Source organism: Methylocystis sp. JAN1 (assembly GCF_052186135.1).
Taxonomy (GTDB): Bacteria; Pseudomonadota; Alphaproteobacteria; order Rhizobiales; family Beijerinckiaceae; genus Methylocystis.
Genome location: NZ_CP181499.1, coordinates 1,947,649 through 1,961,919 on the forward strand (window position 1 = coordinate 1,947,649; position 14,271 = coordinate 1,961,919).

The 14,271-nt window shown below is 64.6% G+C and carries 17 protein-coding genes; 10 read left to right on the top strand and 7 right to left on the bottom strand.

Going from position 1 to position 14,271, the window contains the following annotated elements; all coding sequences use genetic code 11:
- Positions 1 to 131 precede the first annotated feature (131 nt).
- A complete protein-coding gene (locus ACNHKD_RS09180; RefSeq protein ID WP_442756739.1) occupies positions 132 to 578 on the bottom strand; it encodes a hypothetical protein in 447 nt (148 codons plus the stop codon).
- Between the two features lie 177 nt (positions 579 to 755).
- Here ACNHKD_RS09180 and ACNHKD_RS09185 point away from each other — a divergent pair, with 177 nt between their 5' ends.
- Positions 756 to 2,051 (top strand): adenylosuccinate synthase, encoded by a 1,296-nt coding sequence (locus ACNHKD_RS09185; RefSeq protein ID WP_442756740.1) that lies wholly within the window; start codon positions 756 to 758, stop codon positions 2,049 to 2,051.
- A gap of 63 nt (positions 2,052 to 2,114) precedes the next feature.
- Here ACNHKD_RS09185 and ACNHKD_RS09190 read toward each other — a convergent pair whose 3' ends face one another.
- Positions 2,115 to 2,744 (bottom strand): PilZ domain-containing protein, encoded by a 630-nt coding sequence (locus tag ACNHKD_RS09190; RefSeq protein WP_442756741.1) that lies wholly within the window; start codon positions 2,742 to 2,744, stop codon positions 2,115 to 2,117.
- Positions 2,745 to 2,875: 131 nt separating this feature from the next.
- Here ACNHKD_RS09190 and ACNHKD_RS09195 point away from each other — a divergent pair, with 131 nt between their 5' ends.
- Complete coding sequence (locus tag ACNHKD_RS09195; RefSeq protein ID WP_442756742.1) at positions 2,876 to 3,067, top strand: DUF6494 family protein; 192 nt, start codon at positions 2,876 to 2,878, stop codon at positions 3,065 to 3,067.
- Here ACNHKD_RS09195 and ACNHKD_RS09200 read toward each other — a convergent pair whose 3' ends face one another.
- On the bottom strand, positions 3,068 to 3,529 hold the full coding sequence (locus tag ACNHKD_RS09200; protein ID WP_442756743.1) for a VOC family protein: 462 nt from the start codon (positions 3,527 to 3,529) through the stop codon (positions 3,068 to 3,070).
- 69 nt (positions 3,530 to 3,598) lie between these two features.
- Between ACNHKD_RS09200 and ACNHKD_RS09205 the strand changes: the two genes are divergently transcribed.
- Both ACNHKD_RS09205 and ACNHKD_RS09210 read left to right on the top strand, forming a co-directional pair.
- Positions 3,599 to 4,039 carry a MarR family winged helix-turn-helix transcriptional regulator gene (locus ACNHKD_RS09205; RefSeq protein WP_442756744.1) on the top strand — a complete coding sequence of 147 codons (441 nt, stop codon included), beginning with the start codon at positions 3,599 to 3,601 and terminating at the stop codon, positions 4,037 to 4,039.
- Positions 4,040 to 4,057: 18 nt separating this feature from the next.
- Positions 4,058 to 4,540 (top strand): VOC family protein, encoded by a 483-nt coding sequence (locus ACNHKD_RS09210; RefSeq protein ID WP_442756745.1) that lies wholly within the window; start codon positions 4,058 to 4,060, stop codon positions 4,538 to 4,540.
- 38 nt (positions 4,541 to 4,578) lie between these two features.
- Here the strand turns inward: ACNHKD_RS09210 and ACNHKD_RS09215 are convergent, their stop codons facing one another.
- Complete coding sequence (locus ACNHKD_RS09215; protein ID WP_442756746.1) at positions 4,579 to 5,226, bottom strand: FABP family protein; 648 nt, start codon at positions 5,224 to 5,226, stop codon at positions 4,579 to 4,581.
- Positions 5,227 to 5,397: 171 nt separating this feature from the next.
- Here ACNHKD_RS09215 and ACNHKD_RS09220 point away from each other — a divergent pair, with 171 nt between their 5' ends.
- From ACNHKD_RS09220 to ACNHKD_RS09235, 4 genes are all read left to right on the top strand, one after another.
- Entirely contained in the window at positions 5,398 to 5,883 is a 486-nt protein-coding gene (locus ACNHKD_RS09220; protein ID WP_442756747.1) for a DUF2948 family protein, read from the top strand.
- A gap of 144 nt (positions 5,884 to 6,027) precedes the next feature.
- A complete protein-coding gene (gene hisD, locus ACNHKD_RS09225) occupies positions 6,028 to 7,329 on the top strand; it encodes a histidinol dehydrogenase (RefSeq protein WP_442756748.1) in 1,302 nt (433 codons plus the stop codon).
- 1 nt (position 7,330) lies between these two features.
- On the top strand, positions 7,331 to 7,810 hold the full coding sequence (locus ACNHKD_RS09230) for a UPF0262 family protein (protein WP_442756749.1): 480 nt from the start codon (positions 7,331 to 7,333) through the stop codon (positions 7,808 to 7,810).
- A 5-nt stretch (positions 7,811 to 7,815) separates the two neighbouring features.
- A complete protein-coding gene (locus tag ACNHKD_RS09235; protein WP_442756877.1) occupies positions 7,816 to 8,247 on the top strand; it encodes an arsenate-mycothiol transferase ArsC in 432 nt (143 codons plus the stop codon).
- Between the two features lie 87 nt (positions 8,248 to 8,334).
- On the opposite strand, the gene ACNHKD_RS09240 is transcribed toward ACNHKD_RS09235, so the two are convergent.
- Together ACNHKD_RS09240 and ACNHKD_RS09245 are read right to left on the bottom strand one after the other, a co-directional pair.
- The gene (locus ACNHKD_RS09240; protein WP_442756750.1) at positions 8,335 to 9,504 is read right to left on the bottom strand and encodes an amidase; all 1,170 of its coding nucleotides are present in this window, start codon (positions 9,502 to 9,504) and stop codon (positions 8,335 to 8,337) included.
- 25 nt (positions 9,505 to 9,529) lie between these two features.
- Entirely contained in the window at positions 9,530 to 11,308 is a 1,779-nt protein-coding gene (locus ACNHKD_RS09245; RefSeq protein WP_442756751.1) for a long-chain-acyl-CoA synthetase, read from the bottom strand.
- A 221-nt stretch (positions 11,309 to 11,529) separates the two neighbouring features.
- On the opposite strand from ACNHKD_RS09245, the gene ACNHKD_RS09250 reads away from it, so the two are divergent.
- Positions 11,530 to 12,843, top strand: coding sequence for an O-acetylhomoserine aminocarboxypropyltransferase/cysteine synthase family protein (locus tag ACNHKD_RS09250; RefSeq protein ID WP_442756752.1), 1,314 nt, complete (start codon positions 11,530 to 11,532; stop codon positions 12,841 to 12,843).
- On the top strand, positions 12,840 to 13,784 hold the full coding sequence (locus ACNHKD_RS09255; protein ID WP_442756753.1) for a homoserine O-acetyltransferase/O-succinyltransferase family protein: 945 nt from the start codon (positions 12,840 to 12,842) through the stop codon (positions 13,782 to 13,784). Before ACNHKD_RS09250 ends, ACNHKD_RS09255 begins: the two co-directional genes overlap by 4 nt.
- A gap of 85 nt (positions 13,785 to 13,869) precedes the next feature.
- Here the strand turns inward: ACNHKD_RS09255 and ACNHKD_RS09260 are convergent, their stop codons facing one another.
- The gene (locus ACNHKD_RS09260; RefSeq protein WP_442756754.1) at positions 13,870 to 14,118 is read right to left on the bottom strand and encodes a phosphopantetheine-binding protein; all 249 of its coding nucleotides are present in this window, start codon (positions 14,116 to 14,118) and stop codon (positions 13,870 to 13,872) included.
- Between the last annotated feature and the right edge of the window lie 153 nt (positions 14,119 to 14,271).

A 14,271-nucleotide genomic window follows, 5' to 3' on the forward strand; every position in this document is an offset into this window, starting at 1 on the left:
CCTTGCACATTTCGTGCAATCCCTTGCGCATTTGTAGGGAGGTCGCGCCGCCCTTCGAGCGTCGCCGCCTTCACTGCGGAGGCGCCGACGGGTCGCGACCATCGGCGGCCAGGGCCTCGCGGGGATGGCGGTTAGACCCTGTGCTCGCGCAGGCTCTCCTGAAGTCGAACCATCGCTCTTTCGACCTGACGAAAATCGCCGCGAAGCGCCTTCAGCGCGTAGCGCTCCTGGTCGATCTCCTGACTCGTGCGGAAGCCGAGGCGACGCAGCGCGGGCAGAGGCGGGCACCAGCCCTGCATGGCGTGCTGGAGCAGGAAACCCGCGACGAGGACAGGGAGGGCGAGCCAGCGGCGATTGGCGGCGAAGCCGAGGCCAAGGCCGATAAGCGCCAGCGTCGAGGCGTTCGCCTCCAGCGCCCTCTCGATGTCCCACTCGCGATCGAGTTCGTTCAGCCGCTGGTCGATTCTGGCCGGGTGAAGCGCGAAATAGACGAGCCGCTCCAGCATTTCCTCGTGGATCGTGCGGTTGACGGCGTCTGAGGTGTGGTTTTGAACCCGGTCGGCGGCGGCTGCGGTCATGGGAGGCCTCTTTCCTGCCCACGGCAACCGCCGAGCCGCCGGGATGTTCCTGTCGCCTCCGACCCCGGGCTCGGGGTCTTTACCGCGCGGGCGTCCTGCGCTAAACCCCGCCCGTAACGAGCCCTTCGCGTTACCGCGTGGGGCTTTTGCCGTTTTTGAAGCTGCGAAGACAAAATCATGGCGAATGTGGCGGTGGTCGGCGCCCAGTGGGGCGACGAGGGCAAGGGCAAGATCGTCGACTGGCTGTCGCTGGAGGCGGACGTGGTCGTGCGCTTCCAAGGGGGCCACAACGCCGGCCATACGCTCGTGATCGACGGCAAGACCTACAAGCTCGCGCTGCTGCCCTCGGGCATCGTGCGGCCGGGCAAGCTTTCGGTCATCGGCAACGGCGTCGTCGTCGATCCGCATTTTCTCGTCGGGGAGATCGACCGGCTGCGGGAGCAGGGCGTCGAGGTCACGTCCGCCAATTTCAAGATCGCCGAGAACGCGCCGCTCATTCTCTCGCTGCATCGCGAGCTTGACGCCCATCGCGAGGAGGGCGCCGCGGGCGGCGCCAAGATCGGCACCACGAAACGCGGCATCGGCCCCGCTTACGAGGACAAGGTCGGCCGTCGCTCGATCCGCCTGATGGACCTCGCCGAGCCGGATACGCTCGACGACAAGATCGCGCGCGTGCTCGCCCACCACAATCCGCTGCGCAAGGGCCTCGACCTGCCGGAGGTTTCGGCCGCGACGCTGCGCGAGGAGCTGCTTTCGACCGCGCCGAAGATCCTGCCCTTCATGGATGCGGTGTGGGACCTGCTCGACGAGCAACGCCGCTGGGGCAAGCGCATCCTTTTCGAGGGCGCGCAGGGCGTGCTGCTCGACGTCGATCACGGCACCTATCCCTATGTGACGTCCTCCAATACGGTGGCGGCTGCGGCCGCGAGCGGTTCGGGGCTTGGGCCTGGCGCGATCGGCTATGTGCTGGGGATCGCCAAGGCCTATACGACGCGCGTCGGCGGCGGTCCTTTCCCGACGGAGCTCAACGACGCCATCGGCGAATTGATCGGCGATCGCGGCCATGAATTCGGCACTAATACCGGCCGCCGTCGCCGCTGCGGCTGGTTTGACGCGGTGCTGACGCGCCAAGCGGTGAAGACCTCGGGGATCAACGGCATCGCGCTGACCAAGCTCGACATTCTCGACGGCTTCGACGAGATCAAGATCTGCACGCATTACATGCTCGACGGCAAGCGCATCGACCGCCTGCCGGCGTCGCAATCCGCGCAGGCGCGCGTGACGCCGGTCTATGAAAGCTTCCCCGGCTGGAAGGAGACGACGAGCGGCGCGCGGAGCTGGGCCGATCTGCCGGCGCAGGCGATCAAATATGTGCGCCGCATCGAGGAGCTGATCGGCGCCCCGGTCGCGCTGCTCTCGACGAGCCCGGAGCGCGACGACACGATCCTCGTGCACAATCCGTTTCAGGATTGAGTCTTCGTCGCCCGCCCAAACGCAGCCTGGTTCCGGGGCGACGCAGGAGCGGCGTGCGGCGGCCTAAAGCCGCGCCGCCTGATCGATCTCCTTCGCGGGAAATGGCGTCAGAAAGTTCGCGGCGAAACCGCCCTCGAAATGTCTGACGACCGTCACATAGGCTTTCCCGATCGAGACGCGCTCGCCGACGGGCGGCAGATAGCTGGCTTCGACGCTGACGCCGGACGCGGAGAGGTCGCGGATCGTGACCACCAGCTCCTCGCCGGAACCCAGCCGCATCGGGACGAATTTTTGGATGGGCTCGATGCGCTCGTGGCCCCGCTGGTCCGCGAGGTTGAGCGCGATGCGATTTGCGAACCAGGTCAGCTTGTCGGCCAGCATCTCCCGTCTTTCGGGCGACGCATTAATGGTCATGGAGAAGCCCTCGGGCGACCTGCGCACGACCTGGCCGGTGAAGCGTCCCAGCGCGTCGATATAGGCGACGATATTGTCCCCGATCTCGGGTCGCGCCGTGCACATGAGGTTCATCCCGCCGGGCGAGATGTCCACCGTGCGGCACTGACGCTCCTCTTTCGACGGAAGGACGATCCGCCCGAACAAATCGATGTGGACCCGCTGGAACCTCCGGCGTTCTGTGCTGGTGAAGAGAGGTTCATAGCCACCGAACGAACCAATCTTGCCCGTCATGCTCATTGGACGCGCCCGTTTTGGGAAAGATGTGCTTCTTTACGAAATCCACTTTAATTTTCCCTACTTAAGCATGACAGTAGGGTTTCGTCTTCTCGTCGCCGCGCTAATTTGGGTTAAAAGCAGGGAGACGAACGATGAACGAAGACGCTTTCAACATGGCCGTTCGGAAATTCCTCAAGGAAGTCGGCGTCACCTCGCAGCGGGAGATCGAGCGCGTCGTGCGCGAACACAAGGTCGACGGCGACAAGCTGAAGCTGAGTATGACGCTGACCGCGGAGGGGACGCCGCTCGAACATGTGGTCAAGACGGTGATCGATCTTTCTTAGTCAGTCTCCGCGAAAGGCTTTCTCCAGCGCGGAGATGTCGAGCTTCACCATTCCCATCATGGCCTGCATCGCGCGGGCGGCCGCGGCGCGGTCGGGATCGGTCAGGAGCCGGGGCAGGGCCTCGGGGACGATCTGCCAGGAGAGGCCGAAGCGGTCCTTGAGCCAGCCGCAGCGGTTTGCCGCGCCGCCATCCGCCAGCAGGGCCGCCCACAGGCGGTCGGTTTCTTCCTGATCCCCGGTCGTTACGGAAATCGAGACGGCGTCGTTGAGCACGGCATAGTCACCCATGTTCAGCGCCTGATAGGGCGTTCCGGCAAGGGTGAAGAAAACGGCGAGCGCCGGGCCGCTCGGGTCGGGACGGAAGGCGGTTTCGAACTCGGAGCCGGGAATGAGCGACACATAGAAGCGCGCCGCTTCCTCCGCCTGATCCCGAAAGGCGAGACAGGTTCTCACTTTGCGCATTGGGCGCTCCTTTGGATGGGAAAGCGGCTGGACAGGGCCGATAAACGTTGATATCAACGTAAATGCGCCATGTCAAAAATGCTGCCCATCGAGGTCGTTCATGAGGTTCGCGACAACTGCCTGTGCCTCGCGACTCAACGGGCTGCGCGCCGGCTCGCGCGGCGCTTTGATCGCGCCTTCGCCCCGGTCGGCGTCACCAATGGGCAATTCTCGCTGATGATGGCTTTGAACGCCCCGCAGGCCCCGACGGTCGGCAAGCTCGCCGAGTTTTTAGCCATGGACCGCACGACGCTGTCGGCCGCGATGAAATCGCTCGAGCGGCGCGGGCTCGCCGCCATCGCCGCAGACGAAAAGGACAGGCGCGCGCGCCGGTTGTCGCTTACCGAGGCGGGGCGCGAAACGCTGGCGGCGGCGTTGCCGATCTGGCGCGCTGCGCATGCGGCGCTGGACCAGGAGCTTGCGCAGGGAGACGCCGACGCCTTGCGCACGTCGCTTCGCAAGATCGGCTAAGAGCGGAAAGGCCAAGCAATGAGCGAGAAAGCGAGACCGGTCCCGGAGGGCGTGCATACGCTTACGCCGCACATCGTCTGCGCCGGCGCGGCGGAGGCGATCGAGTTCTACAAGAAAGCCTTTGGCGCGACGGAAATCATGCGCATGCCCGGGCCGGACGGCAAGCTGATGCATGCGAGCGTCAGGATTGGCGACTCCATGCTGATGCTCGTCGATGAAATGCCGCAATGGGGCGCCCTCGGTCCGAAGGCGCGCAATGGAACCTCGGTGACGATCCATGTCGCCGCGCCCAATGTCGACGAGGTTTTCGCGCGGGCGGTCGCGGCGGGGGCCACGGTCAAGATGCCCGTCGCCGACATGTTCTGGGGCGACCGCTATGGGGTCGTCGTGGACCCCTTTGGCCACGAGTGGTCGATCGCGACGCACATACGCGACATGACCCCCGACGAGATCCTCGCGGCCGGCCGCGAAGCAATGCAAAAGGGCTGCCCCGAGGCGTAGAAAGCGGCGAGAACGCCAAACCGGTCGATTTTCGCGCGCTAGCTTTGCGATTGCGCGAGCGGGTTGGGGGCCGGTTCGCCGACTTTCACAAGCGTGTTCCGATCCGTATGCTTGAAAGGCGTCTGGCCCCTGATCGTCAAGGTCGTGGTTTCGTCATAGGACCACGTCCCGTCGCCATTGATCGTCACCTTGATGCGATATTCGTCGGTTCTGAACGCCTGCTCCAGAAAGGGGTTCGAACAGATGCCGTAGGTCGTCAGCCCTCGCGTCGCGACGAGCTCGAATTCCGTGGCGCCGGGCGCCGCCTTGCCGACCGCCATCGCCGTCTGCCCGCGTGGAATGGCGAGCGTCTGGATGATGGCGCCCGTGGCGGGCTCCCACAGCCAATAGCCGATCTGGTCGTGATAGGTCTCGATCTCGCCCGGCTTGACGACATGCTGGTGATAGCGCAGGCCGTAGAAGAGTTGCGGCCCGTTGGTTTGCGGGTCGATCGGCTCGAGGACGATGCGGTCGATATAGGCCTGCGTCTTGGGGCCTTCGGCCTTGGGATTGACGTCCACGCCCTTCACCCCGCGCCAGACGCCGGCCATGGGACGGAGGGGGCCAAGGTTCTTCAGCGTGTCGTTGTCGACATCGGAAGGCTCCGTGTAAATGTCCCTGGCGTAGCCGGCGTAAATATCTGTCATCGCCATTTCCTCCCAATCGGGCGCCTTGCAATGTGTCCGCCATGGATGAGGCCACAGTTTCGGCGGTTCGAAAAGAGGCGTGGACAGACGGCGCGCGGCCTGCGTTAGCGTGGTCCGGCGCACTTGCGTCCCTTCGTCGGTCTCGCCATATCGCGTGCAGGGAGGATCAGCATGGCCGTAACCCCGCTCGAGAATGGCCCCTTGGCGCCCGTGCTGCGCCTGCATGCGCTCGATAGCGAAGATCTCGCGCTTCTTTCCGCGCATCTGCAAGACGCGCTGGTGCGCATCGGCGACATGACCTATCTGCCCGCCAAGCGCCGTTTCGCGCTGGTCGGCTCGCGCTTCGACTGGGCGGCCGAGATGGAGGGGCGGCTCGAGCGCTGCCGATCGGGGCTGCATTTCGAGGGTGTGCAGCGGGTGCGCTGCAATCGGGTCTCCCGCGACCAGCCTGATATGATCCTCGATCTTCTGGCCGTCACCTTCGAGCCGGGCCCCGAGCCGCCGGGCGGGACGATCCGCCTGACCTTCGCCGGCGGCGCGGCGATTTGTCTCGACGTGGAGTGCGTGGAGGCGCAATTGACCGACATCGGCCCCCGCTGGAAGACGGCCGCGCGGCCGAGTCATGATACGGACGGCGCCGCGCCATTCCCCCAATGAACAGCGTAGCGGGACTTCACTCGCCTTGCCCCGCCGGGCCGCGCTCATACCCGGCGTTGCCTGATTGCTTCGCCCAAATCATCAAACTTGACGAAAGCGCTCCCCCAAGGTCATGACAACCGGGAACCCCGGTTGGAGATGGATATGACCCTGCGTTTGGACGCCGCCGCCCCTGATTTCGAGCAGCAGTTCGTGTCTCTGCTCGCCATGAAGCGGGAGTCCTCACAGGACGTCGACACGACCGTCCGGGGGATAATCGAGGACGTGATCGCCCGCGGCGACGAGGCGCTGATCGATTATTCCAAGCGTTTCGATCGCATTGATCTGGCGCAGACCGGCATCGCAGTCTCGGCCGCCGAGGTCGCCGCGGCGGAAGCCAATTGCTCCAGGGAGCAGCTCGCCGCGCTCGATCTCGCGCTGGAGCGCATCACGGCTTTCCACGAGAAGCAGAAGCCCGAGGATCTGCGTTATCGCGACGCGGCCGGGGTGGAGCTCGGCTGGCGCTGGTCGCCGCTCGATTCGGTCGGCCTCTATGTGCCGGGCGGCACGGCGGCCTATCCGTCCTCCGTGGCCATGAACGTCGTCCCGGCCAAGGTGGCGGGCGTGAAGCGCATCGTCATGGTGGTCCCGACGCCGGGCGGCCATGTCGAGCCGCTGGTGCTCGCCGCCGCCAAGCGCTCCGGCATCGACGAAATTTATCGCGTGGGCGGCGCGCAGGCCGTCGCGGCGCTGGCCTACGGCACCAAGACCATCGCGCCCGTCGCCAAGATCGTCGGGCCCGGCAACGCCTGGGTGGCGGCCGCGAAGCGCCGCGTCTTCGGCCAGGTCGGCATCGACATGATCGCCGGTCCTTCGGAAGTGCTGATCCTCGCCGACAAGACCGCCAATCCCGACTGGATCGCCGCCGATCTTCTGGCGCAGGCCGAGCATGACGAGTCGGCGCAGTCCATCCTCATTACCGACAGCGCCGAGATCGCCGCCGCCACCGTCGCGGCGGTGGAGCGCCATCTCGCAACGCTCTCGCGTTCCGAGATCGCGGGCAAGTCCTGGCGCGACTATGGCGCGGTGATCCTTGTCAAGAAACTCTCCGACTCCCTGTCGCTCGCGGACCGCATCGCGGCCGAGCATCTGGAAATCATTTCCGTGGAGGCCGAGGACCTCGCGGCCCGCGTCTCGAACGCCGGCGCCATCTTCATCGGCGGCTACACGCCGGAGGCGGTGGGCGACTATGTCGGCGGCAGCAATCACGTTCTGCCGACGGCCCGCTCTGCGCGCTTTTCCTCTGGCCTCTCGGTCCTCGACTTCGTGAAGCGCACCTCGATCCTGAAATGCGACGCCGACTCGCTGCGCGCCATTGGCTCTGCGGCGGTGACGCTTGGCGAGGCCGAGGGCCTCACGGCCCATGCCCGTTCCGTCTCGATCCGGCTCAATTCGATCGGGGCATAGCGTGGACGTTTGCGCGCAGAATCGGCTTATCTCGGTCACGCTCGACGAGAATTCGATCGGGCGCGGCTCGGCCGACCAGGAGCACGAGCGCGCCATCGCCGTCTATGATCTGATCGAGGAGAACAACTTCGCGCTGGTCGGCCATAATGGCGGGCCCTATGCGCTCAGCATTTCGCTGATGGACGCGAAGCTCGTCTTCGACATTCGCGACCAGAACGGCGCCAGCGTCGTCACCCATATTCTGTCGCTCACGCCTTTCAAGCGCATTCTCAAAGACTATTTCATGATCTGCGACGCTTATTACGCCGCCATCCGCACCGCGACGCCGAGCCGGATCGAGGCGATCGACATGGGCCGGCGCGGTCTCCACAACGAAGGGGCGCAGCTTTTGGCCGAGCGGCTGAAAGGCAAGGTCGAAACCGACGCCGACACGGCGCGGCGGCTCTTCACGCTGATCACGGCCTTGCACTGGAAAGGGTGACGGCGATGGGCGACCGCCCGCAATCCGTCCTCTTCGCCTGCACGATGAACACGGTGCGTTCGCCCATGGCCGAGGCCATCGCGCGCCATTATTTCGGCCGTGAGATCTACTTTGCTTCCGCCGGCATCAAGCGCGGCGAGCCGGACCCTTTCGCAGTCGCGGCGATGGAGGAGATCGGCGTCGACATGTCCCGCCACAGACCCCATACCTTCGAGGATCTCGAAGACTCCAATTTTGATCTCATCATCACCCTGTCGCCGGAGGCGCATCACAAGGCGCTGGAGTTCACCCGGACCATGGCCGTCGACGTCGTTTACTGGCCGACGCCGGACGCCACGGTGAGGCAGGGCTCGCGCGAGGCCATCCTTGCGGGCTATCGCGAGGTGCGGGACAGATTGACGATGCGGATCAAGCAGTTCCTCGCGCGGGGGAGATGAACGGCGACGCCACCCTCTTGCCGCTCGCGGGAAGAGGGGGCTCGGGATCGGCGCTCCGGATGAAGGCCGCAAGCAAAGAAGCGTCAATTACTTCTTCATCTTCCCGCAGAAGCGCTGCGCCAGCGCGATCAGCTTGCGGTCGGTTCCGCGTCGGCCGACGAAGGACAATGCGACAGGCGCCTCGCCATTTGTCGGCAGCGGCAGGCTGATTTGCGGGAGGCCGAAATAGCTGGCGATCAAAAAGAGCCGCATCATCTGATAGCGCTTCGCGTCGAGCTGCTCTTCGCTCTCTGTGAGGAGCGGCGCGCGGAAGGGCGTTGTCGGCATGACAAGGAACCCGTCGTCGCCCAGCAGCGCGTCGATGCGCTTCTTCGCCTCCTCTCCAAAGGCGACCGCAGCCTTCTTCTGGTCGAGCGTCACCTCGGAGGCGATGGCGAAGCGCTCCTCGACGCCCTTACCGAAGGTCGGGTGATTCGCCGCGATCCAGGCGCCGTGAGAGGCCCAGGCCTCATGCGCCTGCAGATTGCGGAAATGTGCGAGGGCGTTCTTGAAAAAATCGTCGTCGAGCCGGCCTTCGCGCCATGTTCCGCTTTTCAGCATATCGATCGCCGGCGCGGCGGCGGCGGCGAATTCCGCTTCGACGCTGCGAAAGCCGTCGTTCATCAATACGGCCTGATCGTAATCGCTGGCGCTGGAGTCCTCCGGCAGCAGCGCATTGCCGACATCCGCCATCCTGCCGAGATCGCGCGCGAACCAGCCGATGACGTCGAGCGAGGGCGCAAGCGGAACAACGCCGTCCATCGGGATCGCGCCATGTGACGAACGAAAGCCGAAGACGCCGCAAAAGGCCGCCGGCGCCCGGCAGGAGCCGGCGGTGTCCGTGCCGATGGCGAAGTTCACTAATCCTGCGGCGACGGCGACCGCCGAACCCGAAGACGAGCCGCCCGGGTGACGATCCTGCGCCGCCGGATTGATGGGCGTGCCGAAATGCGGATTGGCTCCGAGCAGGCTGTAGGCCATCTCATCCATATGCGACTTGCCGACAAGGCGTCCGCCCGCCGCAAGCAGCTTATCGACAACGGATGCGTTGGCCTGCGCCGGGGCGTGGGTCGACGCCCAGAGCGGATGGCCATTGGTCGAGACGTGACCCTTGACGTCGATATTTTCCTTCACGACGAAGGTCGCGCCGGAAAGAGGGCCGGCGCCGTCGACGCCTTCGTTGAGAACGACGGACAATGCGCCGACATCGACTTTCATCGCCTACCTCTCGCGCTGCAACCGCCTATATGGAAACGGCGCCGGCGAGAATTTTCTCATAAAGCGCCAAATCCAAGGCGGCATATATAGAACGCTCGGACGACGCGAAAAAGACGCGGTCGGAAATCTTGCGCGGGTCGAAGCCCTCGGCGGCGAGCTCGCGCTTCCGGTGCTTGAAAGTCTCCGTGATCTCAAGGCAGCGCGACAGGCGCAGGAAGAGCGGGCGCGCATAGGGGGGGAGTCGCGCGGCGAGATGCGTATAAAGCCCGTCGAGCGCGAAACCGTCGCCTGCGACGATCGCCGCCATGCCCGCGCGGCCGTCGCGCCCCGGGACCTCGACCCCATAGACATTTACGTCGAGAACGCCTGGATAGGAAGCGATCGCCTGCGCAACTTCGGCGGTCGCCACATTTTCTCCCTTCCAGCGGAATGTGTCGCCGACGCGGTCGACGAAAAAGAAGAAGCCGCGCGCGTCCCTGCGCATGAGGTCGCCGCTGCGCATCCATGCGTCGCCTTGCTTGAAGACATGGCGCAGGACTTTCTTCTCGGACGCCGCGCGATCGAGATAGCCCTCGAAATCGCCTGCGACGCGCGCGATGGCCTCGCCCGGCTCGTCCGGTCCGCAGGCGATGCAAAACCCGTCTTCGCCGCGCAACGGCGCGTCGCTCTCCATGTCGTACTTCACGAGGCGAACGACCTGGCTGCTTGCGAGAAAGCCGGGAATGCGCCCGATGGAGCCGGGCTCGCCTTCCACATTATAGAGCGAAAAATTGCTTTCCGTCGCGGCGTAGAATTCGAGAATGCGCGGGATGTCGAACCGGTTTTGAAAAACCGGCCAAACCTCCGGCCGTAGCCCGTTGCCGACCGCCGCCCGCAAGCGGTGCTTCTTCTCCGGGCCGCTCTCCGGCGCATTGATGAGATAGCGGCAGAGTTCGCCGATATATTGAAACAGCGTGCAGTCGTAACTGACGACGTCGCTCCAGAAGGCGCTCGCTGAGAAGCGCTCGCGCAGGACGACCGAGCCGCCGCCGAGCAGCGCCGAGAAGATCGCGACGACGCCGCCGACGGAATGATAGAGCGGCAGGCAATTATACATGCGGTCGGCGGGCGTGACGTCCAGTAGCCCGCAGAACCACAGGCCCCAGTTCAGCGCGCGCCTATGCGAGACGATCGCCGCCTTCGGCAGGCCCGTCGTGCCGGAGGTGTAGATGTAGAGCGCTTGGTCCGCGACCGTGGACTGGGCGGCTGGGTCGAGGTCGAGCGGCGCAGGCGAGAGCGGCGCAAGCTCCTTATCAAGCCTTTCGTCGCAGATCACGAGGCGGGCGCCGCTCTCCGACGCGGCCGGCGCGCACCCCCCGGCGAGCGCGGGAGAGGCGAGCACAAGGCGCGGCGTCGCGATGCGAATGCAATGCGTGAGCGCGGCGCCGGCGAGATGAGGATTAATGAGCGCGACGACGACGCCGATTTGCGTAAGGCCGAGCCAGATCGCCACATAATCCGGGCGACTCTCCATGACGAGCGCCACCGCGTCGCCTTTGGCGAGTCCTTTCGTGACGCCCCAGCGCGCATAGCGGCGCGCGCGCGAGGCGAGTTCACGAAAGGTGAATCCGCCGCTTGCGAAAAGGATCGCCGGCGCGTCGCCGCGTTCGCTCGCAATTTCCTCGAACGCGACAGGCAGCGTGCGGCGCGGATTTTCGTCGACGGAGGCGGCGAGCTTCAGGGCGCGCAACCAGTCTTTGTTAACCGAGCGGCCCGCGCTCGCGGTCCGCGTCGGCGCTTGCAACGTCGCGCTATCGGGGCTCATTGATTCCTTCACCGTCTGGATGCCGCGCGCAAACGCGCCTCGCGTCGAGCATATCCGATAATTCTCGCAAAATCCGAAGGAAAGCGTGGCGGTTCGTTAGGGTTACGGCGTGCTTTTCGTCGCCCCCGCGGGCGAAGCCGTTTAAATGTTTAGACGATTTATCCGGATCTCGGTCGAGGATCGTCGCCGGCCGGCCAGCGGCGACCCGGGAGACAAGTCACATGCGTAAGGAAACGATCGCGGTTCACGGCGGTTATGAAGGCGATCCGACGACCCGCGCCGCCGCCGTGCCGATCTATCAGACGGTCGCATATGAATTCGACAGCGCGGATCACGCGGCGGCGTTGTTCGATCTCGAGGAAGAGGGCTTCCGCTACAGTCGCATCGCCAATCCCACCGTCGCCGTGCTGGAGCGCCGCGTGGCCCAGCTCGAAGGCGGGGCCGGCGCGCTCGCCGTGTCGACCGGACAGGCGGCGCTTTATTACGCTTTCGCCAATGTCGCCGACAGCGGCGGCAATATCGTTTCCGCGCCGACGCTTTACGGCACGACGCACACGCTGCTCCAGCACGTGATGGCGCGGCAGGGCGTCAAGGTGCGCTTCGCCGCGAGCGACGCGACAGCCGACATCGCCGCCGCCATGGACGCCGACACCAAAGCCGTCTTCTGCGAGAGCGTCGGCAACCCGGCCGGGAATATATGCGACTTGCGGGCGATCGCCGATGTCGCGCATGCGCATGGCGCGCCGCTCATCGTCGACAATACGGTGGCTACGCCGATCCTTCTTCGACCGATCGAGCACGGCGCCGACATCGTGGTGCACTCCATGACGAAATTCATGGGAGGCCACGGCTCGACGCTCGGCGGAATCATTGTGGATAGCGGAAAATTTTCCTGGCGGGATTATCCAGAGCGTTTCCCTGCCTTCAACGAGCCGGACCTTTCGTACCACGGCCTCGTTTATGTCGACCGCTTCGGCGAAGGCGCCTATATCGCCCGCGCCCGCAGCGTCTATCAGCGCACGACCGGCGCGGTGCTGGCGCCGCTCAGCGCCTTCCTGCTGCTGCAGGGACTCGAAACGGTCGCGCTGCGAGTCGAACGGCATGTGGAGAATGCGCGGAAGGCGGCCGAATTTTTGCGCGACGATCCGCGCGTCGCCTGGGTGAATTATGCAGGCTTTCCGGAAAGCCCTTATTTCGCGCTGGCGCAGAAATATCTCGGCGGTCGCGCGCCTTCGCTTCTGACCTTCGGCGTCAAGGGCGGATTGGAAGCCGGTAAGCGCGCCTATGACTCTTTTCAAGTCATCAGGCGCCTCGTCAATATCGGCGACGCCAAGTCGCTGGCCTGTCATCCCGCCTCCACGACGCATCGCCAGATGTCGCCGCAGGAGCAGGCGAAGGCCGGCGTTACGCCGGAAATGCTGCGCATCAGCGTCGGCATCGAACATATTGACGATATCGTCGAGGATCTCGACCGCGCCCTTACTGCGGCCGCCAACGCCGTGCGCGGCCCCGGTTTCGTGGAGGCGGCGGAATGATTGGGCTGGCGCGCCGCCCCGGCAAGGTTCTGGAAGTGGCGCTCGTCAACAACATGCCCGATCAGGCGCTGGCCGCCACGCAGGCGCAATTCGCGCGTCTGGTGCGCGCGGGCGCGAGGGGGCGCGAGATCAAATGGCGCTGTTACTGGCTTCCGGGCCTGGAGCGGGGCGATGTCGCGCGGCGCTTTCTGGAAAGAAGCCATGAAGACATTGAAGCGCTCTACCGCCGCGGCGCCGACGCGTTGATCGTGACGGGAAGCGAGCCGCGCGCCGCGCGTCTGGACCACGAGCCCTATTGGCCGCAAATGCAGACCTTGGTCGATTGGGCGCGCCTGCACACGCATTCAACGATATGGTCCTGTCTGGCGGCCCATGCGGCGACGTTGCATCTCGCGGGGATCGAGCGTCGGCGGATGCCGCGCAAGATCAGCGGCGTCTATTCTTTCCGGGAGACCGGTTCGGACTGGAGCGGGGAGGAGCCCTCGCGTGCGCGCCTCACGCCGCATTCGCGCTATAACGATCTGCCGCGCGCGGAGTTGGAACGGAAAGGCTTCCATGTCGCCGCCTGTTCCGACGAGGCGGGCGTCGACATGTATTGGCGCGAGGAGCCGAGCCTGTTCGTCTTCCTGCAAGGCCACCCGGAATATGACGCCGACACGCTGCTGAAAGAGTATCGGCGCGACGTTCTGCGTTATCTCGCCGGCGAAAGAGACGACTATCCGGCGCCGCCCGAAAATTATTTCGGCGACGAGACGCGACGGCGTCTGGGCATGCTGAAAGATCGCGTATCGGCCGGCGCTTGCGGCGCGGAACGCGAACTGAGCGAAATTCTGTCCGGCGAAACCCGGCAGGCCGATTGGGCCCGGGACACGGCGCGGCTTTATCGCAACTGGCTGGAAGCGGTGTCTCGACGGACCGACGCGTTGCGTAACAGCGCATGAGGCCGACGGCCTGGTCGCCGAACGGACGCGAAAAGAAACGCTCCAGCAACGGACTGGAGCGTTTTGTCTTCCGGGCGGCGAGACGTCAATGCGCGAGTTCGCGCAAAAGTCTTTCGATATTCTCGATTGTGCGGAAATTGGCCGGGACGAGCTTGGAGCTCGGGATGGTGAGATCGAATTCCGCTTCGATCGACAGCATCAGGTTCACCATCTGCATCGACGTAAGACCCAGTTCCTGAAGATCCCGATCGCGCTCGAGCTGCTCTTGCTGCGTGATAAATTGTCCAACGATCGCGTTGATGCGGTGCGATGTCTGAAGTGTCGAAGCGTCCACTTTTGTCTCCAATGCGTCGCGACATTGATGTGATTTAACAGTTAGAATTTTAAGAGCCACAGGTAAAGAAAAGTCTTTCAAAGAACGGACAATTGAATGGGTTAACCTTTACTCCGGCAATTTGAAGAAGAACATGGATTGTTCACGAGCGCG

What these genes read in the sequence shown, in the direction of transcription:
- ACNHKD_RS09235 (WP_442756877.1), top strand. Translation starts at nt 7,816, where the DNA reads ATGGGCGACCGCCCGCAATCCGTCCTCTTCGCCTGCACGATGAACACG.
- ACNHKD_RS09245 (WP_442756751.1), bottom strand. Translation starts at nt 11,308, where the DNA reads ATGAGCCCCGATAGCGCGACGTTGCAAGCGCCGACGCGGACCGCGAGC.
- ACNHKD_RS09205 (WP_442756744.1), top strand. Translation starts at nt 3,599, where the DNA reads ATGTCAAAAATGCTGCCCATCGAGGTCGTTCATGAGGTTCGCGACAAC.
- ACNHKD_RS09220 (WP_442756747.1), top strand. Translation starts at nt 5,398, where the DNA reads ATGGCCGTAACCCCGCTCGAGAATGGCCCCTTGGCGCCCGTGCTGCGC.
- ACNHKD_RS09250 (WP_442756752.1), top strand. Translation starts at nt 11,530, where the DNA reads ATGCGTAAGGAAACGATCGCGGTTCACGGCGGTTATGAAGGCGATCCG.
- ACNHKD_RS09190 (WP_442756741.1), bottom strand. Translation starts at nt 2,744, where the DNA reads ATGAGCATGACGGGCAAGATTGGTTCGTTCGGTGGCTATGAACCTCTC.
- ACNHKD_RS09185 (WP_442756740.1), top strand. Translation starts at nt 756, where the DNA reads ATGGCGAATGTGGCGGTGGTCGGCGCCCAGTGGGGCGACGAGGGCAAG.
- ACNHKD_RS09255 (WP_442756753.1), top strand. Translation starts at nt 12,840, where the DNA reads ATGATTGGGCTGGCGCGCCGCCCCGGCAAGGTTCTGGAAGTGGCGCTC.
- ACNHKD_RS09240 (WP_442756750.1), bottom strand. Translation starts at nt 9,504, where the DNA reads ATGAAAGTCGATGTCGGCGCATTGTCCGTCGTTCTCAACGAAGGCGTC.
- hisD (WP_442756748.1), top strand. Translation starts at nt 6,028, where the DNA reads ATGACCCTGCGTTTGGACGCCGCCGCCCCTGATTTCGAGCAGCAGTTC.
- ACNHKD_RS09210 (WP_442756745.1), top strand. Translation starts at nt 4,058, where the DNA reads ATGAGCGAGAAAGCGAGACCGGTCCCGGAGGGCGTGCATACGCTTACG.
- ACNHKD_RS09215 (WP_442756746.1), bottom strand. Translation starts at nt 5,226, where the DNA reads ATGACAGATATTTACGCCGGCTACGCCAGGGACATTTACACGGAGCCT.
- ACNHKD_RS09200 (WP_442756743.1), bottom strand. Translation starts at nt 3,529, where the DNA reads ATGCGCAAAGTGAGAACCTGTCTCGCCTTTCGGGATCAGGCGGAGGAA.
- ACNHKD_RS09180 (WP_442756739.1), bottom strand. Translation starts at nt 578, where the DNA reads ATGACCGCAGCCGCCGCCGACCGGGTTCAAAACCACACCTCAGACGCC.
- ACNHKD_RS09195 (WP_442756742.1), top strand. Translation starts at nt 2,876, where the DNA reads ATGAACGAAGACGCTTTCAACATGGCCGTTCGGAAATTCCTCAAGGAA.